The organism is Inquilinus limosus, assembly GCF_051487185.1.
In the GTDB taxonomy this organism is placed as follows: domain Bacteria; phylum Pseudomonadota; class Alphaproteobacteria; order DSM-16000; family Inquilinaceae; genus Inquilinus; species Inquilinus limosus_F.
In genome coordinates, this window is sequence record NZ_JAHVDK010000008.1 from 100690 (window position 1) to 117387 (window position 16698).

The following is a 16698-nucleotide window of genomic DNA, read 5'->3' on the forward strand; positions in this document are numbered from 1 at the left end:
CAACGGTTGGGTTTGAACTGTCTGCCGGAGGGAGAGCCCCCCGAAATGAACACCAAGATCGCCGCCTTCCTGGAAGAGCGACGTCCCGAGACCCCGTGCCTCGTGCTCGATCTCGACGTGGTCGCCGGCAACTACCGGGCCCTGGCCGAGGCGCTGCCCGACAGCCGCATCTTCTACGCGGTCAAGGCCAACCCGGCGCCGGAGATCCTGTCGCTGCTGGCCTCGCTGGGCTCGTGCTTCGACACGGCGAGCGTCGCCGAGATCCGCGACGCGCTGGCCGCCGGCGCCACCCCGGACCGCATCTCCTTCGGCAACACCATCAAGAAGCGGGTCGACATCGCCACCGCCTACGCGCTCGGCGTGCGCCTGTTCGCCTTCGACAGCGAGGCGGAGCTGCGCAAGATCGCCGAGGTCGCGCCGGGCAGCCGCGTGTTCTGCCGCATCCTGACCTCGGGCGAGGGCGCCGAATGGCCGCTGTCGCGCAAGTTCGGCTGCGAGCCGTCGATGGCGCGCGAGCTGCTGGCGATGACCCCGGCGCTGGGTCTCGAGCCCTATGGCGTGTCGTTCCATGTCGGCTCGCAGCAGCGCGACACCGGCGCCTGGGACCAGGCGCTGGAATCGGCGGCCGCGATCTTCCGCGACCTGGCGGCCAAGGGCGTCGAGCTGAAGATGGTCAATCTCGGCGGCGGCTTCCCGACCAAGTACCTGAAGGAGGTGCCGACGCCGGAGGCCTATGGCCGCGCCATCGACGCCAGCCTGCGCCACCATTTCGGCAACCGCCTGCCCGAGACCATCATCGAGCCGGGCCGCGGCATGGTCGGCAATGCCGGGGTGATCCAGACCGAGGTCGTGCTGATCTCGAACAAGTCGGCGAACGACAACACCCGCTGGGTCTATCTCGACATCGGCAAGTTCGGCGGCCTGGCCGAGACGATGGACGAGGCGATCCGGTACCCGATCACCACCGCGCATGACGGCGACGCCGCCGAGCCGGCGATCCTGGCCGGCCCGACCTGCGACAGCGCCGACGTGCTGTACGAGAAGACGCCCTACCCGATGCCGGTTTCGCTCGCGATCGGCGACAAGGTGCTGATCCACGGCACCGGCGCCTACACGACGACCTATTCGGCGGTCGCCTTCAACGGCTTCGCGCCCCTCAAGGCCTACTACATCTGAACCTCATACGGGTGGGGATTCGGGTCATGGACATCATGCGGGAGCGGCCGCGCCACGCGGCCGCCATCGAGGAGCTTGTCGCCGATTGCTTCGGCGAGGGGCGCTTCGGCAAGACCGTCTACCGGCTGCGGGACGGGGTGCGGCCGGTCAACGAGCTCGGCCTCGTCGCGCTGGAAGATGGCGAGCTGGTCGGCACGCTGCGCTTCTGGCCGATCCATGTCGACGGCGTCGGCGAGACGCTGCTGCTCGGCCCGCTCGCGGTCGCCGAGGGGCTGCGCTCGAGCGGCATCGGCTCGCGGCTGATGCGGGCCGGGCTGTCGCGCGCCGCCGCCTTCGGCCACCGGAGCGTGATCCTGGTCGGCGACGAGCCGTACTACCGCCGCTTCGGCTTCCGCCGCGACCTGACCCTCGGCCTGATGCTGCCGGGGCCGGTCGACTACAGCCGGCTGCTCGGGCTCGAGCTGGTGCCGGGCGCCCTGGCCGGCGCCCGCGGCATGATCGGCCGCGCCGACGGCGTGCCGGTGCGGACCGAGCTGGCCGAGATGGCGGTGGCCTGAGGGGCCGTTACCCATAGGAAGCATTGTTCTCACCGTCATGGCGAGCCCCGAAGGGGCGTGGCCATCCAGGGCCGCTCGCACCGGCCCCTGGATGGCCACGGCGCTGCGCGCCTCGCCATGACGGATAGAGCCTTTTTATCGGCCTAACCGCGCATCGCCAGATAGTGCCCGTACAGCGCCAGGCTGGCGGCGACGGTGGCGTTGAGCGATTCGACCGCGCCGGTCGTGGGAATCGCCAGGCGCCGCACCGCCAGGCCCGGCGGCAGGCCCGGCCCCTCCTCGCCCAGGATCAGCCGCAGGTCGCGCGGCCAGGCGAAGCCCGACAGGTCCTCTCCCTCCGCGTCCAGCGCCAGCAGCGGCCCGGCGGCCTGCGCCAGACCGGCCCAGGCCGGGCCGCGCCGCAGCTCCAGCGCGAATTGCGCGTTCGAAGCCGCACGCAGGCATTTCGGGTGGAAGGGGTGCGCCGCATCGGCCAGCAGGATCACCCGCGACACGGCGAAGGCGGCGGCGCTGCGCAAGAGGGCGCCGAGATTGCTGGGGTCGCCGAGGGCGCAGACCAGCTCCAGCCCCTCCGGCGGCCGCGCCAGGTCGATCGCCGGCATCTCCGGCACGATCCCGACCAGGATCGGCTGGCCGGTGCCGGAGATGTCGAGCCGGTCGAACAGCGCCCGGCCGAGCCGGATCCGCTCCAGCCCCGTCGGCGCCGGCAGGTCGCCGGCATCGGCGCCGGGCGGCAGCAGCAGGGTCTCGAACCGGTCGGGGTGGTGCGCCAGCGCCTCGCGCACGGTCTTGCGCCCGGCCAGAAGGTAGCGGCGGTGCTTGCGCAGGCCGCGGCTCTCCAGCAGCGACGCCCACAGCTTGGCGCGCGGATTGTCCGGGCTCTCGATGATGCGCTCGCCCATCCCTCGCCTTCCCGGACGATCCGCCCCCGGCGCCAGTTCGCGGCCTTTACCGGATCTCGAAGATCGCCTCGACCTCGACGGCGCAGCCGAGCGGCAGCTGGGCGACGCCGACGGCGGAGCGGGCGTGCTTGCCGGCGTCGCCGAAAGCCTCGGCCATCAGGTCGGAGGCGCCGTTGACCACCTTCGGCTGGTCGGTGAAGTCCGGCGTCGAGTTGACGAAGCCGGTCAGCTTCACCACCCGGGCGATGCGGTCGAGGTCGCCCAGCGCCGCCTTGGCGGCGGCGAGGATGTTGATGGCGCAGATCCGGGCGCAGGCATAGCCGTCCTCGACCTTGAACTCGGCGCCGAGCTTGCCGGTGTGGCTGATCTTGCCCTCGACGAAGGGCACCTGGCCGGAGATGTAGAGCGTGTTGCCGGAGATCACATAGGGGACGTAGTTCGCCGCCGGCGCCGCCACGGCCGGCAGGGTGACGCCCTTCTCCTGCAGCCGCGCCTCGATGCTTCCTGCCATGGGTCCGTTCCCGCTCATCAGTGAATCGAAGGCCGCACCATAGCCAGCGCCGCCGGGCGGCGAAAGCCCGGCCCCGACCAGCTTGGGCCGAAGCGCGACGGATCGTGCCGCAAGCGGAACAGATGACGATTGCCGCTTGAGTCACTCTTGCTCCAAGGCCGGACACAGGCCCATGCAGGGAGTCGTTGACGGCGTCATGGTTTCATGACGTTATTATTACAATCAGACGACAATAGTGTGTCAGCCACGATGTCATGGCTGGACGACAGACCTGTATTGCGACCGATCCGGGCGGCTGAACCGCCGGGAAGACCGGCGCATTTGCGCCGATTACAGACATTTCATCGGAACTCTCCTTGACAAGGATTGGGCAGCGCAACACAGTCCCGCCGCGTTCGCGCCGGACTCCGGGTTTGACCGCGCGCTCGACTTCGAATTCGGGAATTTTTCTAAAATCCGGACAACAGACTGGTGAACAACAGGGGTTCTGACATGAAGGCGACGTGGACATCCGTGCTGTCGATCTCGGCCCTGGCGCTCGCCGCCTCCGCCGCCACCGCCATGGCCGAGCCGTCGGCCGAGCTGATCGCCGCGGCGAAGCAGGAGGGCGAGCTGACCACCATCGCCCTGCCGCATGACTGGTGCGGCTACGGCGCGATCATCGACAGCTTCAAGGCCAAGTACGGCCTGAAGGTGAACGAGCTGAACCCCGACGCCAGCTCGGGCGACGAGATCGAGGCGATCAAGGCGAACAAGGGGAACAAAGGCCCCCAAGCCCCCGACGTAATCGATGTCGGCCTGTCCTTCGGCCCGTCGGCCAAGGCCGAAGGGCTGATCGCGCCGTACAAGGTCTCGACCTGGGACACGATCCCGGACAGCGCCAAGGACCCCGAGGGCTACTGGTACGGCGACTATTACGGCGTGCTGGCCTTCGAGGTGAACAAGGACCTGGTCAGCAAGATCCCCGCCGACTGGAAGGACCTGCTGGCCTCCGACTACGCCAATTCCGTCGCCCTCGCCGGCGACCCTCGCGGCTCGAACCAAGCGATCCAGAGTGTGCTGGCCGCCGGCCTGTCGACCGAGAAGGATGCCGAGAAGGCCGCCGAGGCCGGGCTGAAGTTCTTCGCCGAGCTGAACAAGGCCGGCAACTTCGTGCCGACCATCGGCAAGGCCGCCTCGCTGGCCCAGGGCGCCACCCCGATCGTGATCCGCTGGGACTATCTCGCCCTCAACGACCGCGACACGCTGAAGGGCAACCCGCCGATCGAGATCGTGGTGCCGAAGACCGGCGTCGTCGCCGGCGTGTATGTCCAGGCGATCAGCGCCTATGCGCCGCATCCCAACGCCGCCAAGCTGTGGATGGAGCATCTGTATTCGAATGAGGGCCAGATCGGCTATCTCAAGGGTTACTGCCACCCGATCCGGTTCCAGAACCTGGTCGACACCAAGAAGGTGCCGGAGGATCTGCTGAAGGCCCTGCCGCCGGCGGAGGCCTATGCGGCAGCTGTCTTCCCGAGCCTCGAGGATCAGAACAAGGCCAGCGCGATCATCACCAAGCAGTGGGACTCCGTGGTCGGCGCCAATGTCAAGTGATGTGCTGGAGGCCGCGCCTTCCCCTGCCTTATGCTGAGGCCGGAGGACGGCGCGGCCTTTCGCGTCTTCGCCCGTCGCGGCAGGTTTCCGTCAGCAGGCGCCGATGACCCAGGCCTCGATCGCCACCCACCTCGCCGCGCCGTCCAGATCCGCCGGGATCTCCTGGGCCTGGCTCGGGGTGGCTCCCTTCTTCCTGTTCGCCCTGCTGTTCCTGGTGCTGCCCACCGGCTATCTGCTGGTCGGCAGCTTCCAGACGCCGGACGGGACGTTCACGCTGGACAACATCGCCAACCTGTTCCAGCGCTCGATCCTCGATGCCTACTGGATCTCGATCCGGGTCAGCGCCGCCTCCGCCCTGCTGGGCGCCCTGATCGGCTTCTTCCTGGCCTATGCCGCGGTGATGGGCGGGCTGCCGGGCTGGATCCGGCCGACGCTGATGACCTTCTGCGGCGTCGCCTCGAACTTCGCCGGCGTGCCGCTGGCCTTCGCCTTCATCGCCACCCTCGGCCGGCTCGGCCTGGTGACGATCCTGTTCGACACCTATCTCGCCCCCGTCCTGGGCTTCCGGCTGTACCAGACCGGCTTCAACCTGCTCAGCTTCTGGGGCCTGACCCTGACCTATCTCTATTTCCAAATCCCGCTGATGGTGCTGATCCTGGCGCCGGCGCTGGACGGGCTGAAGAAGGAGTGGCGCGAGGCCTCGGCCATCCTCGGCGCCAGCACCTGGCAATACTGGCGCATGGTCGCGCTGCCGATCCTATGGCCCAGCTTGGTCGGCACCACGCTGCTGCTGTTCGCCAACGCCTTCGGTGCCATCGCCACCGCCTATGCCCTGACCGGCAGCTCGCTCAACATCGTGCCGATTCTGCTCTACGCCCAGATCCGCGGCGACGTGCTGCACAACCCCAATCTCGGCTACGCGCTGGCGCTCGGCATGATCCTGATCACCGGCCTGTCCAACGGCCTCTACATGCTGCTGCGGGCCCGCAGCGAACGGTGGCTGCGATGAGGCAGAGCCGCATCGGCGCCTGGATCGCCCTCGTCGTCGGCACCCTGTACTTCCTGGTGCCGCTGATCGGCACGCTGGAATTCTCGCTGCGCATGCGGCGCGGCGAGTACAGCCTCGACGCCTACCGCATCGTGCTGGCAGACCCCGGCTTCCAGGCCAGCTTCCTCTATTCCTGCGTGCTGGCCCTGGCGACCATCGTGGTCGGGGTGCTGCTGGTGGTGCCGACCGCCTATTGGGTGCGGTTGCGCCTGCCGAAGCTGCGCCCGCTCATCGAGTTCATCACCCTGCTGCCGCTGGTGATCCCGGCGATCGTGCTGGTGTTCGGCTACATCCAGCTGTTCAACACCTCCTCGATCCTACCCCTGCTCGGATCGGAGCGCGGCACCGACCTGCTGCTGACCTTCGGCTACGTCACCCTGGCCCTGCCCTACATGTACCGGGCGGTCGACACCGGGCTCGGGGCGATCGACGTCCGCACCCTGACCGAGGCGGCGGAAAGCCTGGGCGCCGGCCGGGCCCGGATCCTGTTCCGGGTGATCCTGCCGAATGTCCGCGCCGCGGTGCTGAGCGGCGCCTTCCTGACCTTCGCCATCGTGATCGGCGAGTTTACCCTCGCCAGCCTCCTCAACCGGCCGGCCTTCGGCCCCTATCTGCAGCTGGTCGGCGCCAACCGGGCCTATGAGCCGGCGGCGCTGGCGATCATCGCCTTCGCCGTCACCTGGGCCTGCATGGGCCTGCTGCAGCTCTTCGGCCGCGGCCGCCGCGGCGCCTCCCCGGCGATGCAATGACCCTCTCGACCGCATACGCGCCGCAGCAACCGGCGCCGCAAGCAGGTGAACGGATGGATCCGGCGACCGATTTCCTCGAGATCAGCGGCCTGCGCAAAAGCTACGGCCAGAACACCGTGGTCCACAATTTCGACCTGGCGGTGAAGCGCGGCGAGTTCATCTCCTTCCTCGGCCCCTCCGGCTGCGGCAAGACCACGACGCTGCGCATGGTGGCGGGGTTCGAGTCCCCGACCGGCGGGGCGATCCGCATCGACGGCCGCGACGTCACCCGCCTCCGGCCCAATCAGCGCAAAGTCGGCATGGTGTTCCAGGCCTATGCGCTGTTCCCGAACATGACGGTGGCGGACAATGTCGCCTTCGGCCTGAAGGTGGCGAAGAAGCCGGCGGCCGAAATCGCCCGGCGGGTGAAGGAGATGCTGGAGCTGATCAAGCTTCCGCATCTCGCCGACCGCTACCCTTACCAGCTGTCCGGCGGGCAGCAGCAGCGCGTCGCCCTGGCGCGGGCCCTGGCCAACCAGCCGAAGGTGCTGCTGCTGGACGAGCCGCTGTCGGCGCTGGACGCCAAGATCCGGGTGTCGCTGCGCAGCGAGATCAAGGCGCTGCAGCGCGATCTCGGCATCACCACCATCTTCGTCACGCACGACCAGGAGGAAGCCCTGTCGATGTCGGACCGGATCGTGGTGATGAACGAGGGCTATGCCGAGCAGGTCGGCACGCCGTTCGAGATCTACAACTATCCGCGCACCCGCTTCGTCGCCTCCTTCGTCGGCACGCTGAACATCCTGCGCGGCCAGGTGGTGGACGCCGCCGGCCAAAGGATCCGCATCGACGGGCAGGAGATCGTCGCTGCCCGCGGTGTCGCCGACGCCCGGGACGGCGAGGTCCGGTCGGTGGCGCTGCGGCCGGAGGCGATCGCCCTGGCCGGATCGGCGGAAGACCGGGGCGCCGACCGCAACCGCATGCAGGGCACGATCGAGGATGTGAATTTCCTCGGCGCGGTGGTGCGCATCCGCGTCCGCTTCCAGGAGAATGCGGTATCGCTCGACACCTTCAACAGCCCCAGCCTGGCGCCGCCCGAGCGCGGCCAGCCGGTCACCGTCAGCTTCGGCCGCGAGGATGTGCTGGTGCTGGAGGGCGAAGCGGCCTGAGCCCGGCAAGCCTACCGCCCTGACAGAAGTCTTCAGCCCGTTGCGGGAGCCATGGTCACCGGCCTCTCACGTCTTCGTTCGGGCTCCAAGATCTTCGGGCGAGCGACTGGCCGCGATGAGGGTGCAGATCTCGTCGACGGTGTCGCGAGCCGCGTCCTCGATCCTCCGGAACGATGGATTGTCGGCTGCCACGAAGCCGGGCCTGACCGTGCCATCCGGCATCGCCACGAGGACGCCATCGATCGCCGAGTGGCAGTCGACGGAAAGCCCGTTCGCCATATCGCCGTGCTCCTCGACAGGCACGACGGAGCGCACGAAGGCCGCCAGCATCAACTCGAGCCCGAGTTGCCTCCCTTTCAGGTGATCGATTGACTGCTGAAGCTTCTGGGGCGTCGACACAGGGCGTTTCATTGGCGTTCTCCCATGTGACACGCAGGCCGGACCAGGCGATCAAATCGCGTTCTGCTGCGCACAAGGGCTGCAGTCATAGGCCGCATCTCCCAAATCGCCCAGGCGTCCGATACCGGGACCCCGGTCTATCTGTACCTTCTTGATTTGGGACCGATCGGCGGTCCGGTCCACCTCCCCCTACGGATGCGTCCGATTCGCGTCGGGCCGCTACCCGAGGCCGCGCCGACGCCTGGCCAAGCGCATCAGAGCCCGTACTTCGCCAGGTCCGGACGGTTCGCCAGGGCGGTGCGGACGATGGTCTCGACGCGGTCGCGCTCCGCTCCCTGCAGTTCCAGCCGCGGCTGGCGCACCACGGTCGAGGTGCCGCGCACGATCGCCTCGGCCAGCTTGACGTTCTGGACGAAGCGCAGCGACACGTCGAGGTGCAGCAGCGGCATGAACCAGCGGTAGATCTCCAGCGCCTCCGGGACCCGGCCGGCCGCGACCAGCTTGTGGATCGCCACCGTCTCGCGCGGAAAGGCGCAGACCAGGCCGGCGACCCAGCCGACCGCGCCGAGCATCAGGCTTTCCAGCGCCAAATCGTCGACCCCGGTGAAGATGGCATAGCGGTCGCCGACCGTGTTCAGGATATCGGTGATGCGGCGGATGTCGCCCGAGGATTCCTTGATCGCGACGAAGTTCGGCTCGTCCGCCATCTCGGCGAACATCTCCGGCGTGATGTCGACCGAATAGGCGATCGGGTTATTGTAGACCATGATCGGCAGGCCGGTCGCCCGCGCCACGGTGCGGAAATGATGGATGGTCTCACGCCGATCGGAGACGTAGCGCATCGCCGGCAGCAGCATTAGCCCGTCCATACCCGCGGCCGCGGCCCGTTCGGCCAGCGCCACCCCGGCGCGGGTCGAATCCTCGGCCACGGTCAGCAGCACCGGGCGGCCGCCCGCCGCCTCCTTGACCTCCCGGGCGATCGCCATCTTCTCGTCGGCGGTCAGCGTGCTGGCCTCGCCGATCGAGCCGCAGCAGATGATGCCGTCGACGCCGTTCTCGATCTGGAATACGACATCGGCGCGCACCGCCGCCGGGTCGACATCCTGCGCCGCATCCATCTTGGTGGTGATCGCCGTGTAGACCCCGGTCCAGCGCTGCCCAGCCATCGCCTGCATCTCCCTGTGATCGGCCGCCGATCCGTTCGCGGCCAACCCAGGATATCTTCTGTATTTAATTTGTCGACAGCTTCCGATGGACCGAAGCGAGCCCTTCGCTGGCGACATTGCACCGCAGCATTTCCTGCAAACCTATGTTGCACTGCAAAATAGTATGATTATTCTCGTCAGGTGCAGGGAGGCACGGCAAAGCCCGATCAGGGCCTCGCCCCCGCCCTCTTTGCACCACATTTTACGGGCATTTGACCGGCCCGGCCGATGCAGGGCCGGAATCGAATGTCCAGAGCAACGGGTGAAGGTTTTTCGGGAGCGATCCAATGCCTGCCGTCAAGAACGTCCGCTATGTCACCAAGCGCGAGCTGCCGACGGTGGAAGACGCGCTGTACGCCGCCGAGGGGCTGACCGCCGATTACGAGGAACGGCTGCAGATCGCCGCCGAGCTGAGCGGCCTGTCGCTGGACGAGGTCCGTGCCGCGGCCGAGGCCCAAGCGGCGGAGATGGCGAAGAAGTCGACCCTGCGCATCACCTCGACCATCCGCTCGAACACCGGCAGCGCCGTGGTGGTGGAGCGCCGTCGCACCCGCAGCGTGGCGATGCCGCGCTCGCTGACCCTGGCCTGAGTCGCCGCATCCGGACGGCCGCTGTTCGGCCGCGGCCGAGAGTTCAATCCCTTGCCTGCACGGCGCTGAGCGCTGCTGCAGGCAAGGGATTTTGATTCCGGCCCCGTGAGAGGCGGATATGATCGCAGCCGCGCCGTCCCCGGCGCGACCGAGCGGAAGGGTCCTGTCTTGGATTTCGCGGACGACGCCCTGCGCGACCGGGCCCGCCGGGCCGGCATCGCGCCCGACTGGACCGATGTCACCGGCCAGGCCCGCAGCGTGGCGCCGGAGACGCTGGAGCGGCTGCTGGCGCTGATCGGCGCCGATGAGCCGGCGTCACCCGTGCCGCCTCTGGTCACCGGTCAGGTCCACCAGGCGATCCCGCTGCCGCCAGCCGCCGGCACCGGCGCCGCCGTCCTGGTGCTGGAGTCGGGCGAGAGAGCAGACATCACCGTGCATCCGGGCGACGACGGGCGCTGCTGGGTGCCGCCGATCGACCGGACCGGCTATCACCGGCTGCATCTGGGCGACCGCGAGATCACCCTGGCGGTGGCCCCGCCGCGCTGCTTCGGCCTGGATGAGGTCGCCCGCGGCGGCCGGATGTGGGGCCTGGCCGCCCAGATCTACGCGCTGCATCGCAAGCATCATGATGGTTTGGGCGACGGCGGCATCGGCGACAGCCGCGGGGTGGCGGAGCTGGCGCGAGCAGCAGGCCGCGCCGGCGCCGACGCGGTGGCGCTGAGCCCGACCCATGCCCTGTTCACGGCGGAGCCGGAGCGCTTCGGCCCCTACTCTCCCTCCAGCCGGCTGTTCCGGAACCCGCTGCTGGCCGATCCCGCCGCGTTGTTCGGCGAAGCCCGAGTCGCCGCAGCGATCCGGGCGGCGGGCGTGGCTGAGGCGCTGCGGTGCTGTGAATCTCTGGCGCTGATCGACTGGCCGGAAGCGGCCCGGGCGAAGCTGGCGCTGTTCCGGGCCCTGTTCGACGGCTTCGACGCCGAGGCCGGCGGCAGCCTGGCCGAGGATTTCGCCGGCTTCGTCCGGGCCGGCGGATCGCTGCTGCAGGATCATGCGCGATTCGAGGCGCTGCACGCCGCGCGCCTGGCCGCCGACCCGGCCGACCGCGACTGGCGGCGCTGGCCGGCGGCGCTGCGCGATCCCCGCAGCACCGCGGTGGCGGAGTTCGCGGCGGCGCATGACCGAGAGGTCCGCTTCCACCTGTTCCTGCAATGGCTGGCCGACCGCGCCTTCGCCGCCGCCCAGGCCGAGGCGCGCTCGGCCGGCATGCGGCTCGGGCTGATCGCGGATCTCGCGGTCGGCATGGACGCCACCGGCAGCCATGCCTGGAGCCGTCCGTCCGACGTGCTGGGGGGAGCCAGCATCGGGTCGCCGCCCGACGCCTTCAACGCCGACGGGCAGAACTGGACTCTGGCCGCGATTTCGCCGCGGGCGATGGTCGAGACCGGCTTCGCCCCCTTCCTCGACACTCTGCGGGCGACGCTGCGCCATGCCGGCGGCATCCGCATCGACCACGTCATGGGGCTGGCCCGGCTGTGGCTGGTGCCGGACGGGATGGCGCCGACCGAAGGCGCGTACCTGTCCTATCCGGTGGAGGATCTGCTGCGGTTGGTGGCGCTGGAATCACATCGCCACCGCGCCGTGGTGATCGGCGAGGATCTCGGGACCCTGCCCTGGGGCTTCGCGGAACTGCTGGCCGACCGCGCCGTGGCCGGCTTGCGGGTGCTGTGGTTCGAACGCGAGGGTGACGGCTTCAAGCCGGCCGAGCGCTGGGACGCCGGCGCCGTGGCGATGAGCTCGACTCACGACCTGCCGCCGGTGGCCGGCTGGTGGCGCGGCACCGATATCGCCGCGCGGGCGGCTCTGGGCGCTTACGCCGATGGCGGCGCGGCGGAGCAGGCACAGCGCGACGCCAGCCGTGCCCAACTGTGGCGGGCGGTCGGCGCCGGCCCGCTTCCCGAGCAACCAGGACCGGTGGTCGACGCCGCTCTTCGCTTCGTCGCCCGCAGCCCGTCGCGGCTGGCGCTGATCCCGCTGGAGGATGCGCTGGGGCTGGAGGAGCAGCCGAACCTGCCGGGCACGATCGACGAATACCCGAACTGGCGCCGGCGGCTGGACCAGACGGCGGGCGAGGCGCTGGCCGAGCCCACCGTGGCCGCGCGCCTCGCCGCCATCCGCCGCGAGCGCCAGAGCTGACCGTCAGCTTGCCGTCAGCTTGCCGTCATCCGGCCGCTGTGCCGGCCCTCGGCGAACTCCTCGATCATCTTGGCGTTGAAGGCCGGCAAGTCGTCCGGCGACCGGCTGGTGACCAAGCCTTCATCGACCACCACCTCGCGGTCATAAACCGTGGCGCCGGCATTCTCGAGATCGACCTGGATCGCCTTGTAGCCGGTCATCTCGCAGCCTTCGACCACCCCGGCGCTGATCAGCAGCTGCGGTCCGTGGCAGATCGCCGCCACCGGCTTGCCGGTATCGAAGAAGCCGCGGACGAAGTCGAGCGCCTTCGGATTGGTGCGCAACCGGTCCGGGCTGTGCACGCCGCCGGGGATCAGGAGGCCGTCATAGCCCTCGGGCGCCGCGCGGTCGAGCGTCACGTCGACCGGGAAGCTGTCGCCCTTGTCGAGGTGTTTGTGCGCGATTACCTGCGAAGCCTCCGGGCTGACGATCTCGACCTGGGCCCCGGCGTCCTTCAGGGCCTTGACCGGCTCGGTCATTTCCACCTGCTCGAAGCCGTTGGCGACGAGCACGGCGATCCTGCGTCCGTCGAGACGTTCGGGCATGCCACAATCTCCATCGTGAGAAGGACGGCCATGGGAGCGCGGGCCGTCGACTCAGGCAATGGTCCCGCCTGGACGCAGGTTCCGGGCTGCCGGACTATGCCGCCTTGACCTCGATCAGGGTCGGCCGCTTGTCATCGAAGGCGGCGGCCAGGCGCTGCGGCAGGTGGCGCGGATCGTCGACCGCCGCATAGCCGCAGCCATAGGTCGCGGCCATGGCGTCGAAGGCCGGCGGGTCGATGTCGACGCCCAGCCGGGCAATCCCCGCCTTGTCCATGCCATAGGCGATCTGGCCGAGGCCGCGGTTGTTCCAGACCACGACCGGCAGGCCGAGGCCGAGATCGGCGGCCGTGCCCAGCTCCTGGCAGGTGAAGCCGAGTCCGTAATCGCCGGCCAGTGCCATCACCTGTGCCTCGGGCCGCGCCAGCTTGGCCCCGACCGCCGCCGGCAGGGCGTAGCCCAGCGTGCCGAAGCCGACCGGATGCAGCCAGCCGCGCGGCTGCCGCGCGGGGAACACGACATTGGCGGTATAGGCGATCTGGGTCATGTCGGTGACCACCACGGCATCGTCCGGCAGCGCGTTGCGCAGCCGAGACAGGAACGTCAGATGGCTAGGTTTGTCGCCGAACTCCGCCGCATCGGCGGCCCGGCGCAGCGGCTCGAGGTCGCCGGCCCAGACCGGGCGGCCGGGCAGGTCGGCGAGATCCGCCGCCATCCCCTCCAGCGCCAGCGCCGCGTCACAGAGCAGCGGCACCGCCGGCCGACGGTCGCGCACCAGCACGTCGGGATCGATGTCGACCCGGATCAGCGCGCCCGGCACTCGGAGCGGCGCCCAGCGGTCGGTCATCGACAGCTCGGTGCCGACCGCGAGCACGACATCGGCCTCGGCGATCAGCTTCTGCCCCTCCGCGGTGCCGATGCGGGCGCCGATCGAATGCGGCCCGTCATCGGGCACGATCCCCTTGCCGGCGATCGAGCAGGCGACGACCGCGCCCAGGTTCTCCGCCAGGCGCCGGGCCGCGGCGGCGCCGCCGACCGCGCCGCCGCCGAGCAGGATCATCGGCCGCTTCGCCCCGCGCAGCAATTCCGCCGCCTGCGCCAGCGCCGCCGGGTTGGGCGCCGGCAGCGGCAGGGGCGGCAGCGCGCCCGTATCCTCCGCTGCCTCCGCCGTGGCGACATCGAGCGGCAGCTCGATATAGACCGGCCGCGGCCGGCCCAGCGTCATCCGCGCCAGGCTGAGATCGGCCACGGCGCGGGCCTGGGACGGGTCGACCACGGTGAGGGCGGAGGCGACCAGCCCTTCCATCGCCAGGCGTTGGTTGCGCATTTCGTGCAGCTCGCCCCGGCCAAGGCCGAGATCGGCGCGGGCGTTGACGGTGGACAGCACCACCATCGGCACGCTGTCGGAATAGGCCTGGCCGATGCCGGTCGCGGCGTTGAGCAGGCCGGGGCCGGTGATCAGCACGCAGATCGCGGGGCGGCCGCTGGCCCGGGCGTAGCCGTCGGCCATGAAGGCGGCGCCCTGCTCATGCCGCACGGCGACATGGCGCAGCCCGTTGCGGCCGAGGGCGCGGTACAGCTCGAGCGTGTGCACGCCGGGGATGCCGAAGGCGGTGTCCACGCCGCTGCGGGTGAAGGCGTCGATGATCGCCTGGGCGCAATTATCCGCCATGAAGCCTCCGGTCTCGCGAGATTTGGACTCGTTGCCGGAGAGACTGCCCCGATCGGCCGCCGGCTGACCACCCCCGCGATCGCTGTGGCTGGGTTCAGCGAAACGACGTGTCAGCTGCCGCAGCATGTTGACAATTAAGCACCATAGTGACAGTATGTTGTCATCATGAAGCCGATCGATCAGCTCACCGAACTCATCATCGAGACGTTCCGGCTCAACGGCCGGCTGCTCGCGGCCGGCGACAGGCTGGTCGCGGATCTCGGGCTGACCTCAGCGCGCTGGCAGGTGCTGGGCGCGATCGCCGCGTCGCCGGTGCCGCTGCCGGTGGCCTCGATCGCCCGGAACATGGGGCTGACCCGGCAGGGCGTGCAGCGTCTGGCGGATCTGCTGGCCGAGGAAGGCTTCGTCCGGTTCGAGCCGAACCCCCATCATGCCCGCGCCAAGCTGCTGGTGCTGACCGACAAGGGCTGGCAGGCCTTCGCCGACGCCATGGCCCGGCAGCGCCCCTGGGCCGAAGATCTCTGCAACGGGCTGACGGCGGAGGAGATCGCCACGGCCCTGCGCGTCGCCATCCGTCTGCGCGAGCATCTCGACCGCGCTGACGCTGCCCCCTCTCCCTGAGAAGGATTCATACCATGCCCAAGTTCGTCGAACTCGACGCCCATGTGACTCTGGCGCAGCAGTTGGCCGACAAGGACGGCCCCGTCATCCTGATCAACAGCTTCAGCGTCGCGCCCGAGGAGGCCGATGCCCTGCTGGCGGCCTGGGCCAAGGACGCGGCCTTCATGAAGACGCAGCCCGGCTTCATCTCAACCCAGCTGCATCGCGGCATCGCCGGCAGCAGCGCCTTCCTGAACCAGGCGGTGTGGGAGAGCGTGTCGCATTTCCGGGCGGCCTTCAGCCAGAAGGCGTTCCGGGACGCGCTGGCAGACTATCCCCCCAGCACCGTGGCCTCACCTCATCTGTTCCGGAAGGTCGCCGTTCCCGGCATCTGCGTCGCCTGAACCTGGCCTTGCCCCCCGTTCAGGCGGCGGCTTGGGCCAGCCGGCCGGCGGCTGGGCGCGAGCCCCGGCCGATCGCCAGCACCATGAAGGCGGTGCCGACGCAGATCACGCCGGCGATCAGGAAGGCGGCGAGATAACCGTCCATGGCGGTCCGGATCACCCCGGCGCCGAAGGCGGCGGTGGCGGCGCCGACCTGGTGCGCCGCGGCGATCCAGCCGAACACCACCGGCGCGTCGTCCTTGCCGAAGGCGTCGTTTGTCAGCTTGAGGGTCGGCGGCACCGTCGCGATCCAGTCGAGCCCGTAGAACACGGCGAAGACCGACAGGCCGTAGAAGCTGAAGCCGGAGAAGGGCAGGTAGATCAGCGACAGGCCGCGCAGACCGTAATACCAGAACAGCAGCCAGCGGCTGGAATAGCGGTCGGACAGCCAGCCCGAGGCGGTGGTGCCGATCAGGTCGAAGATGCCCATGGCCGCCAGCAGCGCGGCGCCGGTGGTCACCGGGATCCCCTGATCGAGGCAGGCGGCGATCAGATGAGTGCCGATCAGCCCGTTGGTGGTCAGGCCGCAGACGAAGAAGCTGCCGGCCAGCAGCCAGAAGTCGCGCTTCTTGCTCGCCCGGCCGAGGATGCGGAAGGCGGTGACGATCGGGTTGCCGGTGGCGGCGGCCGGCGCGGCGCCCGGCGCCTCGCCATAGCGCGACAGGCCGACATCCTGCGGCCGCTCGGGCAGCAGCAGGGCCACCAGCGGAATCATCGCAGCCACCACGGCGGCCACCACCCAGGCCACCGGCTGCCAGCCGTGATCCTCCGCCACCGCGGCCAGGATCGGCAGGAACACGAGCGACCCGGTGGCGGTGCTGGCGGTCAGCAGCCCCATGACCAGCCCGCGCCGTTCCTGGAACCAGCGGTTGACGATGGTGGCGCCGAACACCATGGCGGCGATGCCGCTGCCGAAGCCGACCAGCACGCCCCAGGTCAGCACCAGCTGCCATTCCTGCGTGATCAGGGTCGAGCCCGACACGGCGGCGGCCAGCAGCGCCAGGGCGAAGATGATGACCGGGCGGATGCCGAAACGCTGCATCGCCGCGGCGGCGAAGGGCCCCATCAGCCCGTAGAGGAAGATGTTCACGCCGATGGCGAAGGAGATGGCGTCACGGCTCCAGCCGAAGGCCTGCTCCAGCGGCACGATCAGCACGCTGGGCGTGGCCCGGACACCGGCGGCGGAGAGCAGGACCAGGAAGGCGACGGCGGCGGCGACCCAGCCGAAATGCATCCGGCCCGAGACGAAGCGGGCGACGAGGGTGGTCATCGGTGGTCCTCTTCCGCATCGGGCCCGGTCGTTGCGACTGGACAACAGCCCCGGTCCGGTCCAA

Annotated in this window: 17 protein-coding genes; 10 read left to right on the forward strand and 7 right to left on the reverse strand. The window is 69.5% G+C overall.

What is annotated here, in order from left to right:
* The first annotated feature begins 45 nt into the window (after positions 1-45).
* Positions 46-1176: a type III PLP-dependent enzyme gene (locus KXR53_RS11215; RefSeq protein WP_437375221.1), complete on the forward strand. Its 1131-nt coding sequence runs from the start codon at positions 46-48 to the stop codon at positions 1174-1176.
* A 26-nt stretch (positions 1177-1202) separates the two neighbouring features.
* Positions 1203-1733: a GNAT family N-acetyltransferase gene (locus tag KXR53_RS11220; protein ID WP_437375222.1), complete on the forward strand. Its 531-nt coding sequence runs from the start codon at positions 1203-1205 to the stop codon at positions 1731-1733.
* Between the two features lie 143 nt (positions 1734-1876).
* Here KXR53_RS11220 and KXR53_RS11225 read toward each other — a convergent pair whose 3' ends face one another.
* Both KXR53_RS11225 and KXR53_RS11230 read right to left on the reverse strand, forming a co-directional pair.
* The gene (locus tag KXR53_RS11225; RefSeq protein ID WP_437375223.1) at positions 1877-2635 is read right to left on the reverse strand and encodes a TrmH family RNA methyltransferase; all 759 of its coding nucleotides are present in this window, start codon (positions 2633-2635) and stop codon (positions 1877-1879) included.
* A 46-nt stretch (positions 2636-2681) separates the two neighbouring features.
* Complete coding sequence (locus tag KXR53_RS11230; protein WP_437375224.1) at positions 2682-3146, reverse strand: RidA family protein; 465 nt, start codon at positions 3144-3146, stop codon at positions 2682-2684.
* Between the two features lie 492 nt (positions 3147-3638).
* Here KXR53_RS11230 and KXR53_RS11235 point away from each other — a divergent pair, with 492 nt between their 5' ends.
* The 4 genes from KXR53_RS11235 to KXR53_RS11250 all read left to right on the forward strand — a co-directional run bounded on the left by KXR53_RS11235 (position 3639) and on the right by KXR53_RS11250 (position 7684).
* On the forward strand, positions 3639-4739 hold the full coding sequence (locus KXR53_RS11235) for an ABC transporter substrate-binding protein (RefSeq protein WP_437375225.1): 1101 nt from the start codon (positions 3639-3641) through the stop codon (positions 4737-4739).
* Positions 4740-4842: 103 nt separating this feature from the next.
* Positions 4843-5748, forward strand: coding sequence for an ABC transporter permease (locus KXR53_RS11240; protein ID WP_437375226.1), 906 nt, complete (start codon positions 4843-4845; stop codon positions 5746-5748).
* Positions 5745-6536 (forward strand): ABC transporter permease, encoded by a 792-nt coding sequence (locus KXR53_RS11245; RefSeq protein WP_437375227.1) that lies wholly within the window; start codon positions 5745-5747, stop codon positions 6534-6536. The genes KXR53_RS11240 and KXR53_RS11245 overlap by 4 nt, the downstream gene beginning before the upstream one ends.
* A 53-nt stretch (positions 6537-6589) precedes the next feature.
* The gene (locus KXR53_RS11250) at positions 6590-7684 is read left to right on the forward strand and encodes an ABC transporter ATP-binding protein (protein WP_437375228.1); all 1095 of its coding nucleotides are present in this window, start codon (positions 6590-6592) and stop codon (positions 7682-7684) included.
* Between the two features lie 66 nt (positions 7685-7750).
* On the opposite strand, the gene KXR53_RS11255 is transcribed toward KXR53_RS11250, so the two are convergent.
* The gene (locus KXR53_RS11255) at positions 7751-8095 is read right to left on the reverse strand and encodes a hypothetical protein (protein ID WP_437375229.1); all 345 of its coding nucleotides are present in this window, start codon (positions 8093-8095) and stop codon (positions 7751-7753) included.
* A 242-nt stretch (positions 8096-8337) separates the two neighbouring features.
* Complete coding sequence (locus KXR53_RS11260; RefSeq protein WP_437375230.1) at positions 8338-9249, reverse strand: dihydrodipicolinate synthase family protein; 912 nt, start codon at positions 9247-9249, stop codon at positions 8338-8340.
* Positions 9250-9575: 326 nt separating this feature from the next.
* Between KXR53_RS11260 and KXR53_RS11265 the strand changes: the two genes are divergently transcribed.
* Together KXR53_RS11265 and malQ are read left to right on the forward strand one after the other, a co-directional pair.
* On the forward strand, positions 9576-9878 hold the full coding sequence (locus tag KXR53_RS11265) for a hypothetical protein (RefSeq protein WP_026869828.1): 303 nt from the start codon (positions 9576-9578) through the stop codon (positions 9876-9878).
* A gap of 168 nt (positions 9879-10046) precedes the next feature.
* Positions 10047-12068, forward strand: a complete 2022-nt coding sequence (malQ, locus tag KXR53_RS11270; protein ID WP_437375231.1) for a 4-alpha-glucanotransferase — start codon at positions 10047-10049, stop codon at positions 12066-12068.
* Positions 12069-12082: 14 nt separating this feature from the next.
* On the opposite strand, the gene KXR53_RS11275 is transcribed toward malQ, so the two are convergent.
* Positions 12083-12652, reverse strand: coding sequence for a type 1 glutamine amidotransferase domain-containing protein (locus KXR53_RS11275; protein WP_437375232.1), 570 nt, complete (start codon positions 12650-12652; stop codon positions 12083-12085).
* Between the two features lie 94 nt (positions 12653-12746).
* A complete protein-coding gene (locus KXR53_RS11280; RefSeq protein ID WP_437375233.1) occupies positions 12747-14321 on the reverse strand; it encodes a 5-guanidino-2-oxopentanoate decarboxylase in 1575 nt (524 codons plus the stop codon).
* A gap of 165 nt (positions 14322-14486) precedes the next feature.
* Here KXR53_RS11280 and KXR53_RS11285 point away from each other — a divergent pair, with 165 nt between their 5' ends.
* Positions 14487-14942: a MarR family winged helix-turn-helix transcriptional regulator gene (locus tag KXR53_RS11285; protein ID WP_437375234.1), complete on the forward strand. Its 456-nt coding sequence runs from the start codon at positions 14487-14489 to the stop codon at positions 14940-14942.
* A 14-nt stretch (positions 14943-14956) separates the two neighbouring features.
* Positions 14957-15325, forward strand: coding sequence for an antibiotic biosynthesis monooxygenase family protein (locus tag KXR53_RS11290; protein ID WP_437375235.1), 369 nt, complete (start codon positions 14957-14959; stop codon positions 15323-15325).
* Positions 15326-15344: 19 nt separating this feature from the next.
* Here KXR53_RS11290 and KXR53_RS11295 read toward each other — a convergent pair whose 3' ends face one another.
* A complete protein-coding gene (locus tag KXR53_RS11295) occupies positions 15345-16634 on the reverse strand; it encodes an MFS transporter (protein WP_437375236.1) in 1290 nt (429 codons plus the stop codon).
* Between the last annotated feature and the right edge of the window lie 64 nt (positions 16635-16698).

Bases quoted from the DNA above. Each gene is read 5' to 3' on its own strand.
- KXR53_RS11220 (WP_437375222.1), top strand. From the start codon at position 1,203: ATGGACATCATGCGGGAGCGGCCGCGCCACGCGGCCGCCATCGAGGAG.
- KXR53_RS11225 (WP_437375223.1), bottom strand. From the start codon at position 2,635: ATGGGCGAGCGCATCATCGAGAGCCCGGACAATCCGCGCGCCAAGCTG.
- KXR53_RS11290 (WP_437375235.1), top strand. From the start codon at position 14,957: ATGCCCAAGTTCGTCGAACTCGACGCCCATGTGACTCTGGCGCAGCAG.
- KXR53_RS11275 (WP_437375232.1), bottom strand. From the start codon at position 12,652: ATGCCCGAACGTCTCGACGGACGCAGGATCGCCGTGCTCGTCGCCAAC.
- KXR53_RS11240 (WP_437375226.1), top strand. From the start codon at position 4,843: ATGACCCAGGCCTCGATCGCCACCCACCTCGCCGCGCCGTCCAGATCC.
- KXR53_RS11235 (WP_437375225.1), top strand. From the start codon at position 3,639: ATGAAGGCGACGTGGACATCCGTGCTGTCGATCTCGGCCCTGGCGCTC.
- KXR53_RS11250 (WP_437375228.1), top strand. From the start codon at position 6,590: ATGGATCCGGCGACCGATTTCCTCGAGATCAGCGGCCTGCGCAAAAGC.
- KXR53_RS11215 (WP_437375221.1), top strand. From the start codon at position 46: ATGAACACCAAGATCGCCGCCTTCCTGGAAGAGCGACGTCCCGAGACC.
- KXR53_RS11245 (WP_437375227.1), top strand. From the start codon at position 5,745: ATGAGGCAGAGCCGCATCGGCGCCTGGATCGCCCTCGTCGTCGGCACC.
- KXR53_RS11295 (WP_437375236.1), bottom strand. From the start codon at position 16,634: ATGACCACCCTCGTCGCCCGCTTCGTCTCGGGCCGGATGCATTTCGGC.
- KXR53_RS11265 (WP_026869828.1), top strand. From the start codon at position 9,576: ATGCCTGCCGTCAAGAACGTCCGCTATGTCACCAAGCGCGAGCTGCCG.
- KXR53_RS11230 (WP_437375224.1), bottom strand. From the start codon at position 3,146: ATGGCAGGAAGCATCGAGGCGCGGCTGCAGGAGAAGGGCGTCACCCTG.
- KXR53_RS11260 (WP_437375230.1), bottom strand. From the start codon at position 9,249: ATGGCTGGGCAGCGCTGGACCGGGGTCTACACGGCGATCACCACCAAG.
- KXR53_RS11255 (WP_437375229.1), bottom strand. From the start codon at position 8,095: ATGAAACGCCCTGTGTCGACGCCCCAGAAGCTTCAGCAGTCAATCGAT.
- KXR53_RS11285 (WP_437375234.1), top strand. From the start codon at position 14,487: ATGAAGCCGATCGATCAGCTCACCGAACTCATCATCGAGACGTTCCGG.
- KXR53_RS11280 (WP_437375233.1), bottom strand. From the start codon at position 14,321: ATGGCGGATAATTGCGCCCAGGCGATCATCGACGCCTTCACCCGCAGC.